Source organism: Ochrobactrum sp. PL_is501 (assembly GCF_055816895.1).
Map to the genome: position 1 here is coordinate 271536 of NZ_JBVPGR010000032.1, position 25822 is coordinate 297357.

At 57.9% G+C, this 25822-nt stretch carries 22 protein-coding genes; 13 read left to right on the forward strand and 9 right to left on the reverse strand.

Annotated elements, in window-relative coordinates; all coding sequences use genetic code 11:
• Positions 1–5: 5 nt before the first annotated feature.
• Complete coding sequence (gene trhO / locus AC0TOF_RS08235; RefSeq protein WP_473767851.1) at positions 6–923, reverse strand: oxygen-dependent tRNA uridine(34) hydroxylase TrhO; 918 nt, start codon at positions 921–923, stop codon at positions 6–8.
• Between the two features lie 130 nt (positions 924–1053).
• Between trhO and AC0TOF_RS08240 the strand changes: the two genes are divergently transcribed.
• On the forward strand, positions 1054–1665 hold the full coding sequence (locus tag AC0TOF_RS08240) for an N-acetylmuramidase family protein (protein WP_473767852.1): 612 nt from the start codon (positions 1054–1056) through the stop codon (positions 1663–1665).
• Positions 1666–1820: 155 nt separating this feature from the next.
• Positions 1821–2459 carry a 2-dehydro-3-deoxy-phosphogluconate aldolase gene (locus AC0TOF_RS08245; protein WP_473767853.1) on the forward strand — a complete coding sequence of 213 codons (639 nt, stop codon included), beginning with the start codon at positions 1821–1823 and terminating at the stop codon, positions 2457–2459.
• A 71-nt stretch (positions 2460–2530) separates the two neighbouring features.
• Here the strand turns inward: AC0TOF_RS08245 and AC0TOF_RS08250 are convergent, their stop codons facing one another.
• Positions 2531–4483, reverse strand: a complete 1953-nt coding sequence (locus AC0TOF_RS08250; RefSeq protein ID WP_473767854.1) for a peptidoglycan L,D-endopeptidase MepK — start codon at positions 4481–4483, stop codon at positions 2531–2533.
• Between the two features lie 311 nt (positions 4484–4794).
• Entirely contained in the window at positions 4795–6309 is a 1515-nt protein-coding gene (locus AC0TOF_RS08255) for a sigma-54-dependent transcriptional regulator (RefSeq protein WP_473767855.1), read from the reverse strand.
• Positions 6310–6719: 410 nt separating this feature from the next.
• Here AC0TOF_RS08255 and AC0TOF_RS08260 point away from each other — a divergent pair, with 410 nt between their 5' ends.
• The 9 genes from AC0TOF_RS08260 to AC0TOF_RS08300 all read left to right on the forward strand — a co-directional run bounded on the left by AC0TOF_RS08260 (position 6720) and on the right by AC0TOF_RS08300 (position 15804).
• A complete protein-coding gene (locus AC0TOF_RS08260) occupies positions 6720–8579 on the forward strand; it encodes a M3 family oligoendopeptidase (RefSeq protein WP_473767856.1) in 1860 nt (619 codons plus the stop codon).
• 8 nt (positions 8580–8587) lie between these two features.
• Entirely contained in the window at positions 8588–9751 is a 1164-nt protein-coding gene (locus tag AC0TOF_RS08265) for an aminodeoxychorismate synthase component I (protein ID WP_473767857.1), read from the forward strand.
• The gene (locus AC0TOF_RS08270) at positions 9691–10386 is read left to right on the forward strand and encodes an aminotransferase class IV family protein (protein ID WP_473767858.1); all 696 of its coding nucleotides are present in this window, start codon (positions 9691–9693) and stop codon (positions 10384–10386) included. The genes AC0TOF_RS08265 and AC0TOF_RS08270 overlap by 61 nt, the downstream gene beginning before the upstream one ends.
• Positions 10387–10529: 143 nt before the next feature.
• Positions 10530–11975 (forward strand): homospermidine synthase, encoded by a 1446-nt coding sequence (locus AC0TOF_RS08275; RefSeq protein ID WP_122000964.1) that lies wholly within the window; start codon positions 10530–10532, stop codon positions 11973–11975.
• A 41-nt stretch (positions 11976–12016) separates the two neighbouring features.
• Positions 12017–12349: a hypothetical protein gene (locus AC0TOF_RS08280; protein WP_473767859.1), complete on the forward strand. Its 333-nt coding sequence runs from the start codon at positions 12017–12019 to the stop codon at positions 12347–12349.
• Between the two features lie 257 nt (positions 12350–12606).
• Positions 12607–12987, forward strand: coding sequence for an outer membrane lipoprotein Omp10 (gene omp10, locus AC0TOF_RS08285; protein WP_122001007.1), 381 nt, complete (start codon positions 12607–12609; stop codon positions 12985–12987).
• Positions 12988–13125: 138 nt separating this feature from the next.
• Positions 13126–14178: a ferrochelatase gene (gene hemH / locus AC0TOF_RS08290; RefSeq protein WP_473767860.1), complete on the forward strand. Its 1053-nt coding sequence runs from the start codon at positions 13126–13128 to the stop codon at positions 14176–14178.
• Between the two features lie 105 nt (positions 14179–14283).
• Positions 14284–15273, forward strand: a complete 990-nt coding sequence (locus AC0TOF_RS08295) for an SPFH domain-containing protein (RefSeq protein ID WP_473767861.1) — start codon at positions 14284–14286, stop codon at positions 15271–15273.
• A 69-nt stretch (positions 15274–15342) separates the two neighbouring features.
• On the forward strand, positions 15343–15804 hold the full coding sequence (locus AC0TOF_RS08300; protein ID WP_473767862.1) for an NfeD family protein: 462 nt from the start codon (positions 15343–15345) through the stop codon (positions 15802–15804).
• 35 nt (positions 15805–15839) lie between these two features.
• Here the strand turns inward: AC0TOF_RS08300 and AC0TOF_RS08305 are convergent, their stop codons facing one another.
• Entirely contained in the window at positions 15840–16877 is a 1038-nt protein-coding gene (locus AC0TOF_RS08305) for a helix-turn-helix domain-containing protein (protein WP_473767863.1), read from the reverse strand.
• Positions 16878–17277: 400 nt separating this feature from the next.
• On the opposite strand from AC0TOF_RS08305, the gene AC0TOF_RS08310 reads away from it, so the two are divergent.
• Positions 17278–18396 carry a linear amide C-N hydrolase gene (locus AC0TOF_RS08310; RefSeq protein WP_473767864.1) on the forward strand — a complete coding sequence of 373 codons (1119 nt, stop codon included), beginning with the start codon at positions 17278–17280 and terminating at the stop codon, positions 18394–18396.
• Positions 18397–18456: 60 nt separating this feature from the next.
• Here the strand turns inward: AC0TOF_RS08310 and AC0TOF_RS08315 are convergent, their stop codons facing one another.
• A complete protein-coding gene (locus tag AC0TOF_RS08315) occupies positions 18457–19458 on the reverse strand; it encodes a KpsF/GutQ family sugar-phosphate isomerase (RefSeq protein WP_122001008.1) in 1002 nt (333 codons plus the stop codon).
• 143 nt (positions 19459–19601) lie between these two features.
• On the opposite strand from AC0TOF_RS08315, the gene AC0TOF_RS08320 reads away from it, so the two are divergent.
• Positions 19602–21188 carry an outer membrane beta-barrel protein gene (locus AC0TOF_RS08320; RefSeq protein ID WP_473767865.1) on the forward strand — a complete coding sequence of 529 codons (1587 nt, stop codon included), beginning with the start codon at positions 19602–19604 and terminating at the stop codon, positions 21186–21188.
• A 223-nt stretch (positions 21189–21411) separates the two neighbouring features.
• On the opposite strand, the gene AC0TOF_RS08325 is transcribed toward AC0TOF_RS08320, so the two are convergent.
• The 4 genes from AC0TOF_RS08325 to AC0TOF_RS08340 are packed head-to-tail and all read right to left on the reverse strand — an operon-like array spanning position 21412 to position 25783.
• A complete protein-coding gene (locus tag AC0TOF_RS08325; RefSeq protein WP_473767866.1) occupies positions 21412–22950 on the reverse strand; it encodes a L,D-transpeptidase family protein in 1539 nt (512 codons plus the stop codon).
• A 22-nt stretch (positions 22951–22972) separates the two neighbouring features.
• Entirely contained in the window at positions 22973–23995 is a 1023-nt protein-coding gene (locus AC0TOF_RS08330; RefSeq protein WP_122000972.1) for an oligopeptide/dipeptide ABC transporter ATP-binding protein, read from the reverse strand.
• A complete protein-coding gene (locus AC0TOF_RS08335) occupies positions 23988–24968 on the reverse strand; it encodes an ABC transporter ATP-binding protein (RefSeq protein WP_473767867.1) in 981 nt (326 codons plus the stop codon). The genes AC0TOF_RS08330 and AC0TOF_RS08335 overlap by 8 nt, the downstream gene beginning before the upstream one ends.
• Positions 24968–25783 (reverse strand): ABC transporter permease, encoded by an 816-nt coding sequence (locus AC0TOF_RS08340; RefSeq protein ID WP_122000974.1) that lies wholly within the window; start codon positions 25781–25783, stop codon positions 24968–24970. The genes AC0TOF_RS08335 and AC0TOF_RS08340 overlap by 1 nt, the downstream gene beginning before the upstream one ends.
• Positions 25784–25822 lie beyond the last annotated feature (39 nt).

Here is a 25822-nt window from a genome sequence, read left to right on the forward strand (position 1 = left end):
CGGCATCAGCTTCCGATATGCTTGTGCGCCCCGCGCTTCTCGGCAAGCTTCACCTGCTTCTGGCGCTCCGCATAACGGGCGCGATCTTCCGGCGTGCGCTCGTCATAGCAGCCAGCGCAGGAAACGCCTTCCTCGAAAAACTGCGAAAGCTTGTCTTCCGGCGAAATCGGGCGGCGGCAGGCGCGGCAAAGTTCGACATCGCTCTCAGCAAGGCCGTGGCCAACGGCCACGCGCTCATCGAACACAAAGCACTCGCCATTCCACATGCTTTCTTCACGCGGAACGTCCTCAAGATATTTCAGGATTCCACCCTTGAGATGGAAGACATCCTCGAAGCCAAGCCCCTTGACGAAGGCCGTCGCCTTTTCGCAGCGAATGCCGCCCGTGCAGAACATGGCGATCTTCTTGCCTTCCAGCCTGTCGCGATTCTGCTCGACCCATTCGGGAAACTCCCGGAATGTCTTGGTCTGCGGATCGATCGCCCCTTCGAACGTCCCGATGGCATATTCATAATCGTTGCGCGTATCGACAACGACCGTGTTTTCATCGGCGATGAGCGCATTCCAGTCCTGCGGCGCGACATAGGTGCCAACGCTCTTCAGCGGATCGATACCCTCGACGCCCATGGTGACGATCTCGCGCTTCAACCGAACCTTCATGCGATGGAACGGCATTTCGCTCGCATGAGAATATTTGAGTTCCGGCTCTGCCAGACCGGGAATGGCCGTGATGTGCTGAACAAGCTTTTCAATCGCCTGTGCGGTGCCCGCGACTGTCCCGTTGATGCCTTCCGCCGCCAGAAGCAGCGTTCCCTTGATGCCATTGGCGCAGCAAAGCTGTGCCAGCGGCACGCGCAGGCTTTCATATTGCGGCAGCGGCGCAAAGCAATAAAGGGCGGCAACGGTGAAAGGCAAATTGCTCATCGGTTCTGTCTTCTTTGAAAATTCACCTCGCAACTAATCCCCGCAAACGGCGAATTCAAGTCAACTTTATCCTCATGCGGCGAAGTCGCCTCAAAATCGGTCTCGGAGATCAACTTTCGAGGAGCAATAAATGTTCGACAGCCAAACCATTGCAGCCCTGACGACAATGGCAAAAGAGGCGGAGATTGATGCAGCGGCTTTGCTGGCGATTGCGGAAGTGGAGAGCGGCGGTCGCGCACTTTACAACGTCAATGGCGGCAAGGAACCGGCAATCCGGTTCGAGGGACATTATTTCGACCGCAGGCTTTCCGGACCCCTGCGCGACTATGCAAGGAGCAACGGCTTGTCAGCCCCGGTTGCGGGAAAGATACGCAATCCGAAATCGCAAGGCGAACGCTGGCTTCTGCTTGAGCGCGCCATGGGCTTGAACAAGAAGGCAGCATTTGAGTCCACATCCTGGGGGCTGGGTCAGGTCATGGGTGCCCATTGGCAATGGCTTGGTTATCCAACGGTCGAGGATCTCGTCGCGGAAGCACGCGGATCAGTTGCCGGGCAAGCGCGGCTGATGCTGCGCTTCATCCAAAAGGCGGAGCTTCTTGAAGTGCTGAAGGATTGCAACTGGCGCGAATTCGCGCGTCGCTACAACGGTCCGGCCTTTGCCCGGAACGAATATGACAAACGCATGGCCGAAGCCTATCAGCGCTGGCAAAAGCAGCTCGATAATTTTAAAAGAGCCGCGTGAATACAATTCCCTTCAATAGTGGACAAACCGCAGAAGGGAACTTAAATCGATTTATATGGATGGAACATCCTTTAGCCGATATATCGGGTGCTCCACCATTTGTCCTGAATCCGCGCATTCCACCAACGAGATGCGCTCAACAGCCGAGCAAGCCGATGTCTCAGAAAACCGACCTTCTCGTCCCCATCATGACAGGCCAGCCGGTCATCCCGGTTCTGCTGATCGACAAGGTGGAACATGCTGTTCCGCTGGCGCGCGCGCTTGCCAAGGGTGGATTGCCCGCTATCGAGATCACCTTGCGCACGGCTGCGGCGCTCGATGCCATTCGTGCCGTTGCGGATGAAGTGCCGGAAGCAATCGTCGGTGCCGGAACGATCCTCAATGCCAAACAGTATGAGGATGCGGCGAAGGCGGGTTCACGCTTCATCGTCAGCCCCGGCGCAACGAAATATATCGTTGCAGCCGCCAATGATAGCGACGTGCCGCTTCTGCCCGCTGCCATCACGCCGAGCGAGATGCTGGCGCTGCGCGAAGAAGGCTACACCCATCTGAAATTCTTCCCGGCAGAACAGGCTGGCGGCGCATCGTTCCTGAAGGCATTGTCCTCGCCGCTCGCGGGAACCGTCTTCTGCCCGACAGGCGGCATCAGCCTTGCCAATGCAAAAAATTACCTGTCATTGCCCAACGTTGTCTGCGTTGGCGGTTCCTGGGTTGCACCAAAGGAACTCGTCGAGGCTGGCAACTGGGATGCGATCACGAAGCTTGCGAGCGAAGCAGCCGCTCTCAAAAGCTGAGCAGGACCAGACAGGAATGCAAAAGGGGCCTTCGAGGGCCCCTTTTTGGTTCGTTCTCGCTTGTGCGGCGATCAATTGGTTTCGGTAAACTTCGCCACCGTCAGGAAGGTAACAGCACTTCCGCTGAACTGGTTGGCGCGTTCGCTCGGCAGATTGCCGCGCTGGAAACCTGCCGTGTAGACCATCGCCGGTGCTGAGCGCAGTGCGTCGTTGCGGAGTACCGGATTGGTAACCGGTACGGCGCTCGACACGGATTCCGTCGACATGGCGACTTCCGAAGTCGGCATCGCTGCCGGCTGGACAACCGCACGCGGCTTGGACTGAGCCTTGGCTACCCGGCGCGCGCCCTTCGCCGTGGCGCGAACGCCAGTTTCAGAGGCCTTGCCAATCGCGGCGACCTGTTTGTGGGCAGCAGACGCCGTGCCCCTGGTTGGCGCGGGGCGGGCCACCGAAGCGGTCTGCACTGCTGCCGGTGCCTGCTTCGTCGCTGCGTCGACAACAGGCTTGCTGTCATAATAATCGTCGGAAGGCGGAGCGATCAGTTCGCCGATCTCATCCTTCCTGGAAAGCAGGGCAAGCTGCGTATTGCCACGCGGCGCTTCCTTCGGCAGCGGGAAAGCTGCCGTTTCACCCGGCTGCGGTACGGCCACATTGCCAGCATCGGCGACCTGTGCGGGTTCGTTCTGCTGGCTGTTGACCAGCGCGGCAATCGCGTCCTGACCGCTTGCTGCGGGATTTTCACCCGGACGCACCGGACGCGCCGACGGGATCACGGCTGCGGCAAGCTGCATATTATCGGCCTCAAGCTGCGGGCGAGCCGATGGGATCGGCACAAAACCGTTCATCAGTGGCGAAGGCGTGCCTGCATCGGCAACCTGTGCCATGTTCCCATCCACGGCAGCAGGCTCGGCTGCAGCGAGCGCAACGGCATCCTGCGGCGCCAATGCCGGCTTGCGGGCCGGGATCGGCACGTTGAGCGCGGCGACCGGAACTTCGGCAGCGGCCTGTGCCTGTGCATCGAGCCCGGTTTCCGGACGTGGCGCCTGCATCGGCACCGGGGCCTCGCGGGCAGGCAGAGCGGCAACCATGGTTTCACGCGACTGCTGGACCGGCTCTTCCGGAACGGCTGCCGGAGCCTGACGTGCGGGCGCTGCGCGCGCCGGACGCGCCGTCGCCGGTGGAGCGCTTATTTCACCGCCGCTTTCTTCTTCTTCATCGGCGCCGCCGCCAAACAGCGCGCCGAACAGGCTCTTGCTGCGGCGCGGTGAGGAATTGCTGGCCACCATGACCTCGCCACCGCCAGCCTTGCGCTTTTCAATCATGGCCAATGCCTGCTCATAGCCAGGCAATGGCTTGCCATCGGCGGGCAGGTGAGCGGTTTTGCCGTCCGGGAACAATGCGAGCAGCTCGCGACGGCTCATGCGCGGCCAGGAGCGAACATTGCCGACGTCCATATGGACGAATGGCGAACCGGAACGCGGATAATAGCCGACGCCGCCAATCTGATAGCGCATGCCGATGCCGCGCAGCTTCGCCAGTGGAACGCCGGGAATGTAAAAGTCCATCGCGCGGCCAAGCATATGCTGGCTCTTCTTGGCAACGCCGGTATTGGCTGAACGCGAACGCAGCATCGCGTTGGTGGCTGGCGAACGATAGGCAGAAACGACGGTGATATACTGGCTCGACCCGGAGGAGCGGTACACCTGCCAGACCAGATCGAACAGGCGCGGGTCCATCTTGGTCGGCTCATTGCGGCGCCAGTCGCGCAGGAAAACGTTCAGCTTCTTCAAGCCCTGCGCATCGAAGCGCCCGTTTCTCTTGAAGACTATTTCCGCTTTTTCGCCGGTATGGACGTAGTAAAGCTTGAGGGAACGGGTTTCAGCCGAAGCCTGCGAAGGAGACAGCGCCATGAGAACCGCAGCAGCGGCAAGGGCAGACGGAATGGATACAGACATTTTGATGTTGTCCTTCATTCCAGTCCAAGCCTTCGCAAAGCGCGCTTTAATGGTCGATATGCTGTTCATCGAATCGTATCGCCTTACCGTTTTCCGCCCCCAGAGGCATTCTCCGAGCGTCTTTCGGAACTTTCTTTGCGGTGTCGCAAAAAGCCTGCGTTTCAGTTCCACTCGAGCTTCCGATTGTCGGATTTAATGGTTAACGGACGCTTAGTGAACAACAAATGAGGAAACACCATGGCAAAAAAGCCACACACGTGCATCTATTTTCGCCATGGTTAAAAAATTATTAACAGTCTTTAATTCGCAACAGTACCTGCGAAAGGCGACAGCAAATCTGTTATAAATAACTGAAATTCAATATGTTACGCGCGGCAGGATCATCCGGCCGCGCGGTTGAAAGGGCTGATATCAGCCTCTTGCTCGGCACCCATTCCCTTGCCGGAAATCGACGCCACATCGATGCCATATTCCTTCAGCTTCCGGTAAAGCGTGGTTCTTCCAATGCCCAGACGCCGGGCGACTTCGCTGATCTGGCCGTCATAATGAGCGATCGCGAACCGGATCATTTCCTCCTCGGCAGCGGCAAGCGTGCGCACCTCGCCTTCCGCGTCGATCCCGCTGAACATGCCCGCCGTGCCGCTCAGGCCCGGATCATGATCGACGAGGCTGAATCGACTGGATTGCTGCGCGGCCCTTGCAGATTCCGTTCCCGCCCCGATCTGGGCGAAATCGGCCGCCGTCAGTTCGCCAGTCTCGCAGAGAAGCACGGCCCGATAAACCGCATTTTTCAGTTCCCGCACATTGCCGGGCCAATGATAAGCCTTCAACTTTTCCAATGCGTGAGTTGTGATGCCGGTGATGTGCCCCATCCGCTCTTCACTGACATAACGCATCATGAACTGGTGCAGCAGGATCGCAATATCTTCCAGACGATTGCGCAGGGGCGGCATGGCTACGGCAAAGGACCCGAGCAAATGGTAAAGCCCGGCGTGAAAGCGCCCCATATGGACCAGATCGGCCAGCGGGCGGCTGTTCGAAGCCATGATGCGGGCATTCGAAAGAACGCGCTCGCCCCCGCCGCTGGTTTCGAACTGACCGGATTGCATTGCGGCAAAAAGCTTTATCTGCGTGTGGCGCGGCAGCGCGCCCACTTCATCGAGGAATAGCGTGCCGCCATCGGCTTCCGCGAGCTTTCCGAGGCTGCGAAGGGGATCGCCATCGCGACGGTCGCGCCTTGCGGTTGAAACTCCGAAAAAAACTTCGTCAGCATTGTCCACCGTCAGGGTGCGACAGTCGACCGTCACGAAAGGGCCGCGCCAGCGGACGCTGCCGCTGCAAATGGCGCGCGCCAGCGTCTCTTTGCCGCTTCCGGGCTCTCCTTCGATCAAAAGCGGCGCGTCCAGCGCCGAAGCCCGGCGCGCCAGAATGGCGACCCGTTCCATTTCCGGGCTTTTGATCGCCATATCGGAAAGTGTCAGATGGGCCTTCAGTGAGGAGCGGGCGCGGCGGATTTCCTGTGTCAGCGCATCGATCTTCAGCACATTGGAAACGGAAACCTGCACGCGCTCGAAGGCGACCGGCTTGGTCACAAAATCGATCGCCCCCATTTTCATAGCCTGGAGAACCGGCTGGAGATCATCGTTCTGGACGAGAACGATCACCGGAACGCTGTTTCCAGCTTCGCGCATGCGCCGCAGAACGGTCAGGCCATCCATATCCGGCATGGATAGATCGAGCAGCATGAGGACAATGTCCTTGCGCTGGCTGACGAAGCTGAGTGCGCTGGCCCCGCCATCCGCCAGGATGGTCCGATAGCCCATGCGCATGACTATCGCTTCCAGATTGCGTCGATGGATCGGATCGTCATCCGCTATGAGTATGCGCGTGGCCATTAACAGTTATCATTACCTATGGAGTTCCCGCGCCCGAAATACTTAAACAGTTTAAATGTCTCATATTCTAGGCGCGTTATTTGGTGCCAAGCCTTCAACGAATGCAAGGTACGAAAATGTGCCTCAGTGTCCCATTTCACAAAATTTGTATCCTGACTTCGCTTTCTGCTTCAACCATCCGCTTATTCGCCAATCTGGTTATTCATCAGCCTAGGCGGACAAGTCATTCACAAATGATCGAAGGCCTTTTCCCACCTCTTGGCGATCATGACAAGACGTGCGAGAAGGAGCGGGACAGAGCGGCTGCGGTTAGCGCTGGATCGTGGAGCCGCTCTATCTCTTTGTTTGTACGCATTATCCGACGAAAAACCGCTTCGCACTTTTTATGGAAATGCTCTTGGAGAATGTTCATGACCCGCTTTTCAGAATCCGTTTCCTTCAACAAAGCTTTGCATGCGCCTGCCAACGATGCGGCTGTAGCCGAGGCTGGTCTCGGCAGTCTGCCGGAATGGAATCTGGCCGATCTTTATCCATCCGCCGATAGTGCGGAGCTGAAAGGCGATATTGAAAAGGCGATAAAGGACGCGGCAGCTTTTGAGGAACGCTGGAAGGGCAAACTCGGCGACGAAGCGGCCAAGGCCAATGGCGGCAATTTTGCCGATGCAATCAAGGAATTTGAGGCGCTTGACGAGCTCATGGGCCGTATCGGCTCTTTCGCTGGCCTCTACTACTACGGCGACACGACCGACCCGAAGCGCATGAAGCTTTTCGGCGACACGCAGCAAAAGCTGACCGACGCCAGCACGCATCTCATTTTCTTCGGCCTCGAACTGAACCGCATCGACGATGCCGTTCTGGAAAAGGCGATGAACAACAATGCAGCCATCGGCCATTACCGACCATGGCTGACCGATCTGCGCCTGGACAAGCCATACCAGCTCGATGACAAGCTGGAGCAGCTTTTCCACGAAAAGTCGATCACCGGCTATAGTGCCTGGAACCGGCTGTTCGATGAAACCATGTCCGGTCTTCGCTTTGAAATCGACGGCAAGGAACTGAGCATCGAGCCGACGCTCAACATGCTGCAGGATGCCGATGGTGCGGTGCGCCAAAAAGCGTCTGAAGCGCTGGCAAAGACCTTCGCGGCCAATCTGCGCACCTTCACGCTGATCACCAACACGCTTGCCAAGGACAAGGAAATTTCTGACCGCTGGCGCGGTTTTCAGGACATCGCCGACAGCCGCCACCTTGCCAACCGCGTCGAGCGGGATGTGGTGGATGCGCTGGCCAAGGCGGTGGAAGATGCCTATCCGCGCCTTTCGCACCGCTATTACAAGCTGAAAGCCAAATGGCTCGGGCTTGAAAAGCTCGAAAACTGGGATCGCAACGCCCCGCTGCCGGAAACGCCACAAGCGCTGATCCCATGGGACAAGGCACGCGAAACCGTGCTGTCCGCCTATGGCAGTTTCGCGCCGGAAATGGCCGAAATCGCCAAGAATTTTTTCGACAAGAACTGGATCGACGCAGCCGTGCGTCCCGGCAAGGCGCCGGGCGCGTTCGCGCACCCGACCGTGCCGTCGGCGCACCCTTATGTGCTGCTCAACTATATGGGCAAGCCGCGCGATGTGATGACGCTGGCGCATGAGCTGGGTCATGGCGTGCATCAGGTTCTGGCGGGCAGTCAGGGCGCGCTGATGGCTTCAACCCCGCTGACGCTCGCTGAAACCGCATCCGTGTTCGGCGAAATGCTGACTTTCCGCTCGCTTCTGGCCGCAACGCAGGACAAGCGTGAGCGCAAGGCCATGCTGGCGCAGAAGGCCGAGGACATGATCAATACGGTCGTGCGCCAGATCGCCTTTTACCAGTTTGAGCGCCGTGTCCACACTGAGCGCCGTGAAGGCGAATTGACCGCGGAACGCATCGGCGAAATCTGGATGGATGTGCAGCGCGAGAGCCTTGGCGATGCCGTCAATCTCAATCCGGGTTACGAGACCTTCTGGACCTATATCCCGCATTTCATCCACTCGCCATTCTATGTCTATGCCTATGCGTTTGGCGACTGTCTGGTGAACTCGCTTTATGCGGTTTACCAGAACTCGGAAAAGAGCTTCCAGCAGAAATATTTCGACATGCTGAAGGCTGGCGGCACCAAGCACCACAAGGAATTGCTTGCGCCATTCGGCCTTGATGCAACCGATCCGGATTTCTGGGGCAAGGGGCTGTCGGTGATCGAAGGCATTATCGATGAACTCGAAGCCATGGAAGACTGAGCAAACCTGTGACCCAGCCGGGTAGCAAACCGCTTATTTTCTTTCGGGACGACAAGGCGGGCCGCGATGTACTTTTCGCGGCTCCCTCAACGATCATTCGCGCCGACACGCCGGATGAATTCGAACCCGCATGGGAGGCGATGCAAGCGGCGCACGAGGCCGGAAAGTGGCTTGCGGGCTATCTTTCCTATGAAGCTGGCTATCTTCTCGAACCCAAGCTCAAACCGCTTCTTCCCGGCGGGCGGCATGCGCCGCTTCTCTGCTTCGGCGTATTCGATGGCCCGTCCGATGAGCGAATGCACGGTCGCAGCGAAGACAATGCCACCTTTTTGCGCAATCCGGTCGCGCAATGGTCGTTCGAAGACTACGCGCCCCGTTTCGAGCGCTTGCACCGGCATTTGCGTGAGGGCGATTGCTATCAGGGCAATCTTACCTTTCCGATCCACGCGGAATGGGACGGCGACCCGCTGGTCCTGTTCAACATGCTTGCGAAGCGTCAGCCGGTTCGCTACGCGACCTATTGCGATCTGGCCGGGCCGATCATCCTGTCGCGATCGCCGGAACTTTTCTTCGAGGTCGATGGCGACGGGTGGATCGAAACGCATCCGATGAAAGGCACTATGCCGCGCGGCGCAACGCCGGAAGAAGACGAACGTAACCGCCAGTTTCTGCTGAACGATCCGAAGAATCAGGCTGAAAACCGTATGATCGTCGATCTCTTGCGGAACGATATTTCGCTGGTCAGCGAAGTCGGCTCGCTCGACGTGCCGGAACTCTTTCGCGTCGAAACCTATCCCACCGTCCATCAGATGATCAGCCGGGTGCGGGCCAGGCTGAAAGAAAATTTATCGCTGCGGTCGCTTTTTGCCGCCCTTTTCCCGTGCGGCTCGATCACCGGCGCGCCGAAGATCAGCGCCATGGAAATTCTGCGTGAACTGGAGACCGGGCCGCGCGACATCTATTGCGGCTCGCTCGGCTGGATCGAGCCCAGCGGACGCATGCGTTTCAATGTTGCCATCCGTACGATCTCGCTTCTGGATGAAAATCGTGCGATCTTCAATGTCGGGGGCGGTGTGGTCTTCGATTCCACGGCGCAGGCGGAGTATGAGGAATGTCTTCTGAAAGCACGGTTCGCGGCTCCATCCAGTCAGATGGAGCGGAGGTCGTCATGATAGAGCCGGATTACCAACTGATTGAAACCATGCGCTGGGAACCGCTCTCCGGCGTTTTGCGCTTCGATCTGCACATGGCGCGCCTTGAGAAATCTGCCCGTGAACTGGGGTTTTCCTGCAATATGGACGCCGTCCGGCAAAAGATTGCAGAAATCGGGACCGGCGAACAGGCCCTGAAACTGCGGCTGACGCTTGCACCGGACGGTGTTGCGACGATCTCCAGCACCCCATATGAACCGCTGTCGTGCCAGACAGTGTGGCGGATCGCGATTGCGCGCACGCGTCTCAACCACAACGATCCCCTGCTGCGCCACAAGACGACAAGGCGGCAGGCCTATCTCGCGGCACGGGAGGAATACTCCCCGGCAGAGGTCAACGAAGTCATTCTGCTCAATGATCGCGGAGAAGTCTGTGAAGGAACCATCACGTCGATATTTCTCGATGTCGGCGGCGCGGCCTGCATGACGCCGGCCCTGTCATGCGGTCTGCTTGACGGCGTGCTGCGCCGTGAATTGCTCAATAACAGCGTGGTGGAAGAGGGTATCGTGACCATGGATACGCTCAAGAATGCGCGCAACATTCTCGTCGGCAATTCGCTGCGCGGCATGATCCGCGCACAGCTGGTCGAGGCTTAAAAAGCTAAAACGCGTTAAACATGTATCGATGTCATGACCTTGTGACGTTTCTTTCTTTCAATGAAGTTGTGTTATCTTTTCCGGGCATCAGCTAAAGCGGGTGATAACCTGACCGCAATTCTGCGGCATCTGAGAGGAAGAAAATGGCGAAAGCGAAATGGCAAGTCTATGGCGAGATAACCGGCCCCGTCATCATGATCGGCTTTGGGTCGATCGGGCGCGGTACCCTGCCGCTGATTGAACGTCATTTCAAATTCGACCAATCACGCATGGTCGTGATCGATCCGAGCGAAGCCAATCGCAAGATTCTCGATGACAAGGGCATTCGCTTCATCAAGGAAGCGATCACCAAGGACAATTACAAGAAGGTTCTCGGCCCTCTCCTGAAAGGAACGGAGGGCCAGCCCTTCGTCGTCAATCTTTCGGTCGACACCGGATCGCTCGACCTGATGCGTTACGCCCGGGAACATGGCGCACTTTATATCGATACGGTAGTGGAGCCCTGGCTCGGCTTCTATTTCGATGAAAAAGCCGACAATGCCTCGCGCACCAATTATGCGCTGCGCGAAACTGTGCGCGCTGAAAAGCGCAAGAACCCCGGCGGCACGACTGCTGTTTCTTGCTGCGGCGCAAATCCCGGCATGGTCTCGTGGTTCGTCAAGAAAGCGCTGGTCGACCTTGCGACCGAATTGAAGCTCGATTTCACCGAACCGGCGGCGGATGACCGTCACGGCTGGGCGAAACTGATGAAGAAGGCCGGCGTCAAGGGCATCCACATCGCGGAACGCGATACCCAGCGCGCCAAGGAGCCGAAGCCTTTCAACACTTTCTGGAATACATGGTCCGTCGAGGGCTTCATCGCCGAGGGCCTGCAACCGGCGGAACTTGGCTGGGGAAGCCATGAGAAATGGATGCCCAAGAACGCCCGCAAGCAGAAAAAGGGCAACAAGGCCGCGATTTTCCTTGAACAGCCCGGCGGCAATACCCGCATCCGTACCTGGTGCCCGACGCTCGGCGCGCAATACGGCCTGCTTGTCACGCACAATGAAGCGATCTCCATTGCCGACTTTTTCACGCTACGCGACAAGAAGGGCAAGCTCGACTTCCGCCTGACCTGCCACTATGCCTATCACCCGAGCAATGACGCCATTCTGGCGCTTGACGAAATGTTCGGTGCGGGCGGCAAAGCGCAGCCGGTGCAGCACGTTCTGGAAGAGCATGAAATTCTGGATGGCAGCGATGAGCTTGGCGTTCTGCTCTATGGCCACGACAAGAACGCCTATTGGTATGGCTCGCAATTGAGCGTCGAGGAAGCGCGCAAGCTCGCGCCCTATCAGAACGCAACCGGCCTGCAAGTCTCTTCGGCTGTTCTGGCAGGCATGGTCTGGGCATTGGAAAATCCGCGAAGCGGCATCGTCGAGACCGATGAAATGGATTACCGCCGCTGCCTTGAAGTCCAGATGCAGTATCTGGGACCCGTGAACGGTTATTATACCGACTGGACGCCGCTGGAAGGTCGTGGCCACCTGTTCAAGGAAGACCTCGACACCAAGGACCCATGGCAGTTCCGCAATATTCTGGTGCGTTGATAAAACCGGCCCGGTTTCGGCCGGGCCATTCCATAAGGAATATGCGTCTGCACCGCTCTGCCCGCACCATGATGAGGCTGATTGCAAGCCGGTTTCCCGATCTGATGGCTCTGGTCTGCGGCCTGCTCGTTTTACCCTGGATTCTCGGCGTGCCGGGTCACCCCGACAGGTTGGTGGAGCTTGGATGGACAATCGGACTTGTGGCGATTGTCGTCTATCTCGTTCTCTACCAGATAGTGAAATCCCTTGGGTCCAAGGGCTTGTTCAGGAGCAATATTGCGGTCAATCGCTGTCTCCACCGCATCCTTTCCGCGTCGGCGGTCATCGTAACTGTCGTGCTGGCGATATCCGCCATGCTCCTGTTCATGTCGTGACAGAGAAGTAGAAAGGCCAGGCGCATCCTTTATCCTGCGCGGCGATCTTGCATCATTGCTAACAAATCGACAGTCCTGACACTTATTCCTCGCAATGAGGACTTGTTTTCGTGCAAGTTTCCATACATCAAACTAATCATCCCGAGCGGTTCCCATCAGCACGGAATCGTTGATACCGCTCTAAATATCTGGTTACGCATTTCAGACGCCAGCTAAGCTACGGTTCTGGCTCGGAATGCTCAATGGAGAGCATGGATATGAAACGCTTCCGCATCATTGCCCCTCTTGCAGTCATGTCGCTGGCGTTGGCGGCGTGCGAAACGACTGGGCCGGTCGGCGGCAATGTTCCGGTCGTCTCCCGGGCGCCGGCTGGCATCGAAGGCAGCTGGGTCGATCCCAATGGCATCGTTTCGTCCTTCAATGGCGGCGTTTTCGAAACCCGCGCCACCGACACGAACGAAAAGCTTGCAGAAGGCAACTATCGTTACCAGTCGCCGCAGCTTGTTGAAATCGACATGCGCTCCATCGTGCGCGGCACCTCGTCGAAGGTGAACTGCGCCCTGGTTTCGCAGTCGCAGCTCAACTGCACGTCGTCGTCGGGCTCGCGCTTCTCACTGACGCGTCGCGCGGCGGGTTAAGCACCGGATTTTTCGTCTGAATCTCGACTATTTACGGCGTGGGAAACACCCGCGCCGATAGAATTGCGCCAGCGGCAATTGTCAGGATTGTAATTTGTCTTTTTTTCTCTAGTTTTCCGGCTGAACAGGAGTCGGAAGATGAGTGAGATGGACAAAGTGCAGGAGAAGACCAACCAGACAACCAGACCGGAGGCGCAGGGAAAACTGCCGAAAGTCGGTGTTCTGCTTGTCAATCTCGGCACGCCGGATGGCACGAGTTATGGCCCGATGCGCCGCTATCTGGCCGAGTTTCTCTCGGATCGCCGCGTCATCGAATGGCCGCGCCTGATCTGGTATCCGATCCTTTACGGCATCGTTCTGAGTACCCGCCCGAAACGCTCCGGCAGGCTTTACGATCGCATCTGGAATCGCGAGAAAAACGAATCTCCATTGCGCACCTATACCCGCGCGCAAGGAGAGAAACTTGCCAAGGCGCTCGCTGAATATCCCAATGTGGTGGTGGACTGGGCGATGCGTTATGGCCAACCGTCCATTGAAAGCGTCACTGACCGTCTTCTGGAACAGGGTTGCGAGCGGATTGTCATGTTCCCGCTTTACCCGCAATATTCGGCAACGACCACCGCGACGGTGAACGACAAGTTCTTCGAAGCGCTTATGAAGAAGCGTTTCCAGCCGGCAGTGCGCATCGTACCATCCTATGAAGCGGAGCAGGTGTACATCGAGGCGCTGGCTCGTTCCATCGAGAAACATCTGGAAACGCTTTCCTTCAAGCCGGAAGTGATTCTGGCTTCCTATCATGGCATCCCAAAAAGCTATTCCGACAAGGGCGACCCTTACCGCCAGCAATGCCTTGAAACATCACGCTTGCTGCAGGCGAGGCTGGGTCTGGATGACAGCCAGTTTCGTTCCACGTTCCAGTCGCGTTTCGGGCCGGAAGAATGGCTCCAGCCCTATACGGACGAAACGGTCGAGGAACTGGCCAGGCACGGGGTCAAGTCGATGGCTGTTCTCAATCCGGGATTCGTGGCCGACTGCCTGGAAACGGTGGATGAGATCGGCAATGAGGCCGCAGAAGCATTTCTCGAAAATGGTGGCGAGAATTTCAGCCATATTCCCTGTCTCAATGACAGCGAAGATGGCATGAAGGTCATCGAGACGCTGGTGCGTCGCGAATTGCAGGGTTGGGTTTAGATTGAAGGGGGCAAGGCAATAGGGCAGTAAGGCAGTATGTTCTGATCTGTGCTAGAATTTGCCTGCTGCCTTTTGCCCTACTGCCTATTGCCTTAAGGAAAAACAATGACCGGTTTCGATATCACGTTGCTCATTCTGGCCGCACTGGTTCTGGCGACACTGTTTGCCGGCATAAAGACCGTCCCGCAGGGGTATAATTACACGGTCGAGCGGTTCGGCCGCTATACGCGCACCCTCAATCCCGGCCTCAATCTGATCGTGCCGTTTTTCGACCGTATCGGCGCTCGCCTCAATATGATGGAGCAGGTGCTTGATGTCCCGACGCAGGAAGTCATCACCCGCGACAATGCCATTGTCGGCGTGGACGGCGTGGCTTTCTATCAGGTTCTCAATGCTGCACAGGCGGCCTATCAGGTCGCAAACCTCCAATATGCAATCCTCAATCTGACCATGACGAACATTCGTACTGTCATGGGGTCGATGGATCTGGATGAGCTTCTTTCCAACCGCGATGCGATTAATGATCGTCTGCTGCGGGTCGTCGACGAGGCCGCCCATCCCTGGGGCCTCAAGATGACACGCGTGGAAATCAAGGATATCAACCCGCCGGAAGACATCGTGACTTCAATGGCGCGGCAGATGAAGGCCGAGCGCGACAAGCGCGCGCAGGTTCTGGAAGCGGAAGGCGACCGCAACGCGCAGATTCTGCGCGCCGAGGGCCAGAAGCAGTCACAGATTCTGGAAGCAGAGGGCAAGCTGGAAGCGGCCAAGCGCGAGGCGGAAGCACGCGAACGCCTTGCCGAAGCAGAAGCGAAAGCCACGACCATGGTCTCCGAAGCTGTCGCCAACGGCAATGTGCAGGCGCTCAATTACTTTGTGGCGCAAAAGTACACTGAAGCCTTGAGCAATATCGCCAGCGCCAAGAACCAGAAAGTTGTGCTGATGCCGCTTGAGGCAAGCTCTCTCATCGGTTCGCTCGGCGGGATTGGCGCAATTGCCAGGGAAGTCTTTGGCGATGGCAACAAGCCGGTAGACCCGGCGCCGCAGCCACCTGCTTCTTCCCGCCCGCGCAGCGTTCCGCCTGCGGGGCGTTAGAGCATTTCCAGCAAAAGCGCTAAGCGGTTTTGCGCGGGATAATGCGTTGGAATAAAGGGAGAGGGCGCCATGATTATCGAGTTTCTGTCCGGTCTCGGCATCTGGAACTGGCTCGTTTTCGGGCTGGTCCTGCTTATTCTGGAACTTCTGGCGCCCGGCTTTTTCTTCATCTGGTTCGGGCTTGCAGCGCTTGTAACCGGCGCTCTCGCCTTTCTCCTGTCTTCCACAACGGAATTTGGCTGGCAGTTTCAGACCGTCGTGTTTCTGGTTCTGGCGGTCATTTTCGTGCTGGCGGGACGGCGCTTCTTCGGCTCACGCAGCAGCGATGCCGACGAACCGCTTCTCAACCGTCGCGGCGAGCAACTGGTCGGCCAGCGCGCCACATTGACCGAACCTATCATCAATGGCCGCGGGCGCATCCGCATCAACGATACGGTGTGGCGCGTAAAAGGACCTGATTTGTCCACGGGAACGGAAGTCCGCGTTGTCGCTTTCGATCCGGTTACGCTGGAAATTGAAGTCGCTGAATAAGACGGGACCGGCATGCATCTGCCAGTCGAAACGCACTACGGTTTGACGGTGCGGTTAAGCATCTCCGTAAAATAACCGTGGAGGTTATTCGGCACTTCGCTCTCGAACTGGAGACGTTCCCGTTCGTGCCGGGCTTCTTTCGGCGTCATGTCAAAACGCGCCCGGAAGCCGCGCAACAGCTGGTTCCCGCTTGAAAATCCCAAGCTAAACGCAATCTGGCTGACCGGGCGGGGCCGCTTCGAGGGTTTGGTCAATTCCCTGAATGCTTCATCCAGCCGCCGGTCGCGAATGATTTTCGCTACACCACCATCCTCGGCAAATGCTCGATAAAGATGAGAACGCGAAACCCTCAACTTTTGCTGGATGAGTTCAGGCGACAGATCTGGCGCGCCAATATTCTGATCGATGAAGGCCAAAACTCGCTGACGAAGCGCAACAGGCATGGAAGGGTAATCTTCCATGGACTCAAATGCGTGCCCTTTCAGGGCCCCGGCCAACAGGGCGATTATCGCTTCCTCCGATGCTTGAACCTCCTCCGGCGAAAGGGAGCGTTCGAGAGACAATATCCCCTTGAGACAGGTTGCGATCAACCGGGTCATCGGCTTGTCCCCCCGCAAAACAACCCCATGGAGGCTGCGCGGCCCGACCGCCTTTTCAAGATCACGCCGGGAGACTGCAAGCGAAAGCCTGGAGCCTGCATCGACCTCGCTCTTGAAGACCTTTGTGAGATCGAGAAAGCAGATATCTCCTACGTCGGCCTGCACGCTGAAACCGTTGAAATCGCCATTCATTTTTCCCGAGGTAAAGAGCTGAATGAGATAATATTCCAGACCGCTGTGCACGATGGTGCGGTGATCGCGATTGTATCTCTGACTGTTGAACGATGCCGATCCGATCACCATGGAACCGAACAGGCGAGAGCTTATTGTCCCTTCCAGCGGTTCTTGGCTTTTCTGAGCCACGGGCGAGGTGTCGAAGAATGGTCGGGTCGCCTCTCGCCAGAAGTCGCTGCGCGCGACCGTCTCTACCATAGCGGTCGAAATAAAAGTTTCGTTATTCATCACCCCTGCCATCACGCGGCCCCAACCGCCATATCATGACACCGATAGCCAACCGTAACATCAGTCGGTCCCTCATGCCTCTTCGGCACAAGAAAAGCCTTCTGCTCGTTCGCATTCATCATGCAAGTATAGATAGTCCATATTTACTTTTGCACGTATGGGAATATTACACCACTTCCTGGGACGGACAGAAGAATAAAATGGGACGCCAAGCAAAAATCCCCCGTAATTTCGATACGCCCGGTTGTTTTTTTGGAATAAACAAAAAGCAACACATAACCGTGCTGAAGCAGTCTTCATTTGGCCAAACGCAAACAATGCGAACAACGGCAGGCTACCTGTGCGGTGCGGCGCAATGATCGGTGGTTCTCCCAATACGGTAAATTTCGCATATCAAAAGGGGTCTATACAAATGATGCAAAGACGAGCCTTTAGAAAGTTCACCTCCATCGCTGCGGTTTGCGCCTTGATGCTGGGTAATGTGGTTCAAACTGCCGAGGCATGCACCGGCATCAGGCTCATCGCAGCCGATGGCAGCGTTGTCTACGCAAGGACGCTCGAATTTGGCCTCGATATCAAGTCCGAGATCATGATGGTGCCCCGCGGTTTTTCGCGAACAGGCACGACGCCAGACGGCAAGGGCGGCCTCAAATGGACTGCCAAATACGCTTCGGTCGGCATGAATGGAGCTGGCTTGCCGGATCTGTTTGATGGACTGAACGAAAAGGGATTGGGCGCCGGGATGTTCTATTTCCCGACGTCCGCAGGTTACATGCCCTACACCACTGATGTCTCGGACCGGACCATTTCCCAATGGGAATTCGTGTCTTACGTTCTGGGGAATTTTGCCACCGTCGATGAAGTGAAAGAAAACATCGGAAAGATTGTGGTGGCGTCTTCGGTATTCACCCAATGGGGCTTTGCTCCGGAGGCGCACTACATTGTGCACGATGCTTCCGGTAAAAGCATCGTTGTCGAATATGTCGGCGGCAGGTTGAATGTCTATGATAATCCGCTTGGCGTGATCACGAATTCGCCCGGCTTTGATTTTCACATGAACAATCTGCGCCAGTATGTGAATTTTTCCATGACGGGAAAGCCGCCCGTCAAACTCGGTCCGGTCGAAATTGTCCCGACCGGGCAAGGTTCGGGTATGCTTGGCATGCCCGGTGATTTCACGCCTCCCTCGCGTTTTGTGCGCGCCGTCGCGTTCTCACAATCGGTATTCCAGCCGAAGACGGAACAGGACGCCGTTCTGCAAGCGTTCAAGATTCTCAATCAGTTTGATATTCCGAAAGGCTCGGCGCGCGACGGCGAGAAGGATGCAAACGGCAATATTCAGGCCGACTATACGCTTTGGACGGGAGCCAGCGACTTGAAGAGCAAGCGCTACTACTTCCGCACCTACGACAACAGTCAACTCCGTTCCGTTGATCTTATGAAGATGGCCATAGACGGGAAGGAAATTGTAAAAGTGTCAATTCAGGGCGACGAGAAGGTTGAGGATATGACCCCGGTGGCGCGCCCCTGAAATCCGGTCCTGTCGCCGCCCTGTCCGGTTATCGGTTGGGCGGCGAAACGATTTGTCAAATCAGGCAGCGCCTATCCGTAACAGATCGTGGAAGTGCACGAGCCCGATCGGGCGTCCGGCCTCCACGACGATCAGCGCGCCGATGTGATTTTCATTGATCGTATTGAGCGCAGCAGTTGCCAGCATGTTCTGGTCTACTGTCTTAGGTTTACGGGTCATGATTTCATCGACCGTCATCGCCGCAAGGTTGCGGCTCAGGTTGCGCGAAATATCGCCGTCCGTAACGATGCCCGCCAATTCGCCAGCGTCATCGACAACAACCACGCAGCCGAAGCTCTTCTGCGCCAGAACCTTCATCGCGTCCGGCATGGATGTGCCGGTTTCCACCAGCGGAAGCCGTTCGCCGCGATGCATGATGTCGCGAATATGGATGAGACTGGCGCCCAGAGAACCACCGGGATGAAAAGTCTTGAAGTCGCTGGGGGTAAAGCCCCGCGCTTCCAGGAGTGCAATCGCCAGCGCATCGCCGATGGCAAGCTGCATCATGGTCGAAGTAGTGGGCGCAAGACCATGCGGGCAGGCCTCTGCCGTTTTCGGCAGGAGCAGAACGACGTCAGCCGCACGACCGAGCGCCGAATTCTCACCTGCGGTAATCGCGATCAGCGGAATGCGGAAGCGCTGCGAATAATTGACAATGCCCTTCAGTTCCGCCGTTTCACCCGACCACGAGATGGCCAGAATGACATCGTCGCGACCGATCATGCCGAGATCGCCGTGATTGGCTTCCGCCGAATGAACGAAGAATGCCGATGTACCGGTCGACGCAAAGGTGGCGGCAAGCTTGGAACCGATATGGCCGCTCTTGCCCACGCCCGTAACCACAAGGCGCCCGCGCGCGGCGACGATACGCTTCACTGCTTCGACAAAGGGACCGGAAAGGCCATTGTTCAGCGCGTCTTCCAACGCGGCGAGGCCCGCATTTTCGGTCTTTATGGTGCGCAACGCCGAGGCGATGGCCGCTTCAGCGTTTGCCGGTGGGATGATCTGATCGAGCTTTTCCATGGCGGCAAGGGTTAACTTCTTCGCAGGCGATTGTCCAAACATTTGTGTGGCCGGCACCGTCACGATACTGGCCGCAGCAACCAAGAATTAACCATGTGCCTTTACCGTTCATCTACCACGTTGCGACGGTTTGAAAACACGACATGCTTTTTGCCAAGATCCCATCTGGCGGTTCGACGCCCATTGCCCGCAGGCTGCGATGCCTGTGTTTGTCGGGCGTGGCGATGGCACTTTGTCATGGTTCAGCATTTGCACAGGAAGCCTATCTGCGCGGAAGCGTCGCCGAGGACGTGCTTTCAGCCTCTTCGCCAGAGACCCTCGCAAACCGCGGTCTTGCTGCGCCGGGATACGATAACGGCGCTGGCGAGACGCCCGACGACAGTTACACCCCGCCTGAAAATACCGTGGCGACAGACCGGGGCACCACTACGCAAACCGCTCCGATTGTACCCCTGCCGCAGGAGCGCCAGTCGCTTCAACCCGACAATATGCGTGTCGGTTCGGTCGATGCCGAGGCAAGCGAAGATACGGGCCGGGCACAGCGCGAAAATCTGCGGCAGTTGCCTGAACAGGGGCGCGGTTCCACGCAGGATGCCGACCCGTTTGCGCCGATCGGCATCCGCACCGGCTCCTTTATCCTGCGGCCTTCGCTTGAGCAGGGTATTCGGGCCACGACCAACGGTGACAACAGCGCAGCCGGTTCCAGCGCTGTTCTCAACGAAACAACATTGCGGCTCAATGCACAGTCGGACTGGGCGCGCCACCAGGCAACGCTCGATGCATCGGGCACATGGTCGAAGTCCATTTCGGGAGAGGACGTCTCAGAACCGCAAGTCGATATCCAGGGCAAGCTTCGCTTCGACCTCGGCGACCAGACGACTGTCAATACCGGTGCCGGCTATCGGCTGCGCCGCGAAAGCGCATCGAGCCCCAACGGGGTGGTCGGCGCGCTGCAACGCCCGCTGGTTCACACCCTCAATGGAAGCCTCGGCGTCAAACGCGATATGGGGCTGGTGTTCGGCAGCGCCACCGGACGGGTCGAGCACAATGTTTATGGCAACGCCGAACTGTCGTCCGGCGGCACCGTCAGCCAGAAGGACCGCGACAACACCTATGCCAGCATCACGCTGCGCGGCGGCTTCAGCCTGTCACCGGCGATCAAGCCTTTCACCGAAGTCGAGCTCGGCAAGCGCATCTTCGATGAGAAGGTGGACAGCAACGGCTATGAGCGCAGCGGATCGCAATTTGCGCTGCGCGGCGGCATGATGCTCGACATGGGCGAAAAGCTGAACGGCGAGTTCGCCGCCGGTTACATGCGCGCCAACAGCGATGATTCCCGCCTCGGTGACATCAGCGGCCCGTCGATCAATGCGGCGCTCAACTGGTCGCCGCTGCGCGGAACCGATGTGCGCCTCTACGCACAAACAATGGTCGATACCTCGACCACGCCGGGCATTGCCGGATCGCTCCTGCATTTCGCAAGCCTTGACGTGACCCGCCGCATACGTTCCGACCTCAGCCTCAACGGCAGGATCGATGCGAATATCCGGCAAAACAAGGATGGCACCGGGACCGACTACACGATCGGCGCGCAGATCGGCGCAACCTACTGGATCAATCGTTTCGTCGGACTGGATGCGCGCCTGCGTCACGAATTCCTGACGAGCAGGATTTCCGACCGCGAATATAAAGCCGACAGCGTCTATCTCGGCGTGAAAATTCAGCGCTAGAGCATTTTCCAGAAAAAGTGTGAAACGCTTACGCGGGGAAATCAGCCCACTGGGCTGATTTCGGATTCCGCTTTGATGCGTAGAATAATGTGGCAAAAACAAACGGATAGAGCAGTTTCAACTTCGGGAGCCATGCGCCCGAAGTTGGTGATGTGATGATCGAGCTCTTTATGGCGACCGGGGCTGACAGCATCCGGGGGCGGGAGCTTTCCAAGCCGTCACGTCATTGATTATCCCGCAAGCGCGTGCTCCATTTGCACGCAAAACAAAGCTCAGTGTTGACTGGCGATGTCAGGCTGGCGAAAATGATGGCTCCATCATAGGGCATGAGAATATCGCTGCCATCAGCCCGCTTGCCGATGATTTCACCGGCCCCGACTGCTTCCCCTGCCTTGAATTGCCTGATCAGGTGATCGTCTTCATGTTCCGCCATGATGGCGTCAGCAATTTCCAGCACTGCCGGCACAGGCATTTTCGCCGGTTCGTCGGCGATGAGGCCGAGCGTGATCATGCCATTGATAACGCAATCATATCCGACCTGCGGCGCCTCGGGAGCAAGATGCTGGCCGCATTCGACCGTCACGCCATAGCCGCCAGCAAAGCGCATATATTCGGTGGTGCCGACACCGAGCAATGGCGAGAGGTCTTCGGTTACGCCCAGTTCCCGCTTCTGCTGGTTGGCCTTTTCAAAGGCTGGCAGCCAGCCATAGACGACCAGCGGCAGGCCAAGCGCCTTTGCCAGTCTTCCCTCGGCCTGCTCATGGGCGAATGGCTCAAGGTCGCCATTATTGTTCTCTGGCCCCATCAGCGCGAAAGCATTGCCTTCAGAACTGAAAGAGTGCAGATCGATCAGCACGTCATGGGCACGCAAGAGCGGGCAGAGGACATTGGCGATGCGATCCTCATTGTCCTGTGGAATGGCGCTTTCGGCCAGCCTGCGGTTGAAATTGCGTTCGCCAATGCGCGTGTTGTTGCGGAAAGCGAGGCCATTGACCACCGGTACAAAGGTGACGGTGCCGCGTTGCAACTGGCGCTGGCCGGTGCGAAATTCCTGGATCAGCCGGCTGATGGCGAGCGGGCCGCAAGGTTCGTTGCCGTGAACGGAACCGGTGACGATCAGGCGCGGCCCCGGCTTCAAGCCATGGAAAGTGACGCTTTCGATCGATTGGACCGGCTTGGCGACAAGCGGTTTCAAGGCCGTTGGTTGGTCATGAATCGACGCGATGTCTATGACCATGCCGGGAGATACCCGATGCGCCAGTTCGCGCAGATGTTCATGGGCGACCACGACGCAGCCGGCGGTTCCGCTGAAATCCGGCCGCGCGGCATGCATAAATATGGCTGAACCGCCGCGGGCAGCTGGCACCGCATCGTTCCAGCCAATCGGAATGATCAGGTCGAACAGGGCTTCACCGCGTCGCGAGGGCTGCGAGGTATCGGTTTCGAAGACCAGTTGATTGTAGAACGGGCTATCGCTGTCTTCGACCCAGCGATAGTTTTCCGGTTTCGGCAGAAATGGAAATTCGACATTGCGCAATTCATCACCGAATACGGACGGATCATAGAACCCGTAGCGCAGCGGATAACGGCCTCGCGGGGTCCTGCCATCGCCTTCGCGCTTCAACTGAGGGTCAATCAGGCCGTTGCGGCCAATGGCGCATTTGACCGTCCAGTCGCCGATCGACAATAGCCCTATATGCGGGTTGTGCGGATCATGCCCGCTGCGAACAACGATGGTGGGTTGTTCAAGTGTTCCGACCATAAACGGATTTTGATGCATGGGATCAGCTTTGCTCTAACAGATGGCAACGGGCACGATGGCTGGCCTGTTCGCGCAGATGGGTGAAGGCAGGGATGTCGCCGGTGCGACACATGTCGAATGCCGATGGGCAACGCGGATGAAAGGCGCAGCCGGATGGCGGGTTGAGCGGGGAGGGCGCTTCGCCCTGCATGCGGCGCTGGCGCTTCGCGGGATTCAACGGATCGGGGATCGAGGCAATCAGGGCTTGCGTATAGGGGTGCAGCGGATTGGTGAAAATATCGCTCCAGATGCCTTCCTCGACGATGCGGCCAAGATACATGACCGCAATGCGATCGCTCATATGTTCGACCACTCCCAGATCGTGAGAGATCATCAGCAGCGCGATGCCAAGCTCGTCTTTCAGCTCCAGCAACAGGTTGATGATCTGTGCGCGGATCGACACGTCAAGTGCTGAAACCGGCTCATCGCAGACCAAAAGCTTAGGTTTGACGATAAGCGCGCGCGCAATACAGATACGCTGCCGCTGGCCGCCGGAAAATTCGTGCGGCTTGCGGTCAGCCGTTTCCGGTTTCATGCCGACCTTGGCCAGCATGTCGATCACATTGGCTTCAATCTCGGCCCTGTCTTTCATGCCGTGAAGACGCAGCGGTGCAGCCAGCGCCTCGCGGACCGAGCGGCGCGGATTGAGGGACGCGAACGGGTCCTGAAACACCATCTGCACATTGCGGGCCTGGGCCAGCGGATTGTTTTTCACTGCGGTCGGCACATCCTGGCCTGCCACGCAGACCGACCCGGAAGTGATGGGAACCAGCCCCATGATAGCGCTGGCGAGGGTGGATTTCCCGCAGCCGCTTTCTCCGACCAGACCAAGGCATTCTCCGGCGCGGATGGAAAGATCAATGCCGTTGACAGCTTTCAGGAGCTTTTTGCGAAAGCCGTCGCGGACGCCGTAGTGAACCTTGAGGTCCTTCACGGCGAGCACCTCCGCTGATCGGGATTGCGTGTTTTGCGGTTCGGGCTGCAAGCCCGTCTTCGTTTCAGTCATGATGAAAACACCTGATTGAGCCGCCGTCGCCAAGCGATGTGACCGATGGCATGATCTGGCGGCATTCCTCGCTGGCGCGCGTGCAGCGCGAGGCGAAACCGCAGCCGATATCGCGCTCCATCAGACCGGGAACGATGCCCTTGATTTCTGTCAGCGGCGTGCGGCCTTCCTGCAGGCGGCGGCCCAGCCGGGGCAACGAGGCAACCAGCCCCTGCGTATAGGGATGATGCGGACTGGCGAAAATTTCGCTCGCCGGACGCTCTTCGACAATATGGCCGGCATACATGACCGCGACCCGGTCGCACATGCGCGCCACAAGACCAAGGTCATGCGAAATCATCAGCACCGCTGTGCCGCGCTGCGTGCACAGATCGAGGATAAGCTCGACAATTTCCGCCTGAATGGTGACATCCAGCGCCGTGGTCGGCTCGTCGGCGATCAGAAGGGCCGGATCGCAGGCGAGCGCAATGGCGATCATGACGCGCTGGCGCATGCCGCCGGACAATTGATGCGGATAATCCTTGATGCGCCGTTCGGGGCTTGGCACCTGCACCTGTTCAAGGGCTTCAATGGCCTTCATGCGCGCCTGCCGGGCGCTCATGCCCTTGTGCAGGACGAACATTTCGCCAATCTGGTCGCCGATCGTCATCAGGGGATTGAGCGAGGTCATCGGTTCCTGAAAGATCATGGCCACCCGGTCCCCGCGCAGGCGCCGAAGGTCCCGGTTGGACAGGCGGTTGATGTCCTGTCCTTCAAGCAGAACCTGCCCCTGCGCGACCTTCATGGGGGCGCTGAGAAGACCGGCAATGGTGAGTGCGCACAGGCTCTTGCCGCATCCCGATTCTCCCACCAGGCCGAACACTTCGCCGGCCTTGATGGAAAAGTCGATCTGATTGACGGCAGGGAAATCGCGTCCCCTGGCACTCAGCACGATGGAAAGGTTTTCGACCTTCAACACTGCATCGTCGGACATCAGCGCTTCGACCTCCCCGTTGGGTCCAGGAGATCGCGCAAGCCGTCTCCCAGCATGTTGAAACCCAGAACAGTGATGAACAGCGCCATGCCGGGAAATATGGCTACCCACGGCGCGACCATCAGCTGTTCCCGCGCCCGGGCCAGCATGCCGCCCCAGCTTGGCGCGGGAGGCACAACTCCCAGTCCCAGGAAGGACAGCGATGCTTCGGCCATGATGGCCGAGCCGATGCCCATGGTTGCCACCACGATCAGTGGCCCGGCAATATTGGGCAGGATTTCCCTCAGCATGATGTAGAACTTGCCAAAGCCCATGGTGCGGGCTGCCTGAACATAGTTCTGCGATTTCTGGGTCAGCACCTGCGCGCGCGAAATACGGCAACTATAGGCCCAATCGGTCATGCCGAGCGCGATCAGCAGGCTGATCAGGCCGGGGCCGAGCACTGCCATCAATGCCAGGGCGAAGACGATGGTCGGAATGGACAACATGAGATTCGTAAGTCCCTGCACGAATTCATCCCACCAGCCGCCGAGATAGCCAGCCGAAAGACCGAGAAGGACGCCGATGCAGGTATTCATCATCTGCACGGCAAGCCCGATCAGCAACGAGATGCGCGCGCCATAAGCGATGCGTGAAAAGATATCGCGGCCTTGTTCGTCAGTGCCGAACCAGAATTGCGCACCGGGCGCCTCTTCCGCATTGAGAAGATTGGAATTGCCGACCGGATCGTAATGGGCGATCCATGGCGCCAGCAACGCCACCAGCACAAGGGTGAGAAAGATAGTCATGCCTATGACGAGATTGGAGCGGAACATCGATGCTATCTGTCCTGTAGGAATTGAAACGGTGTTGGC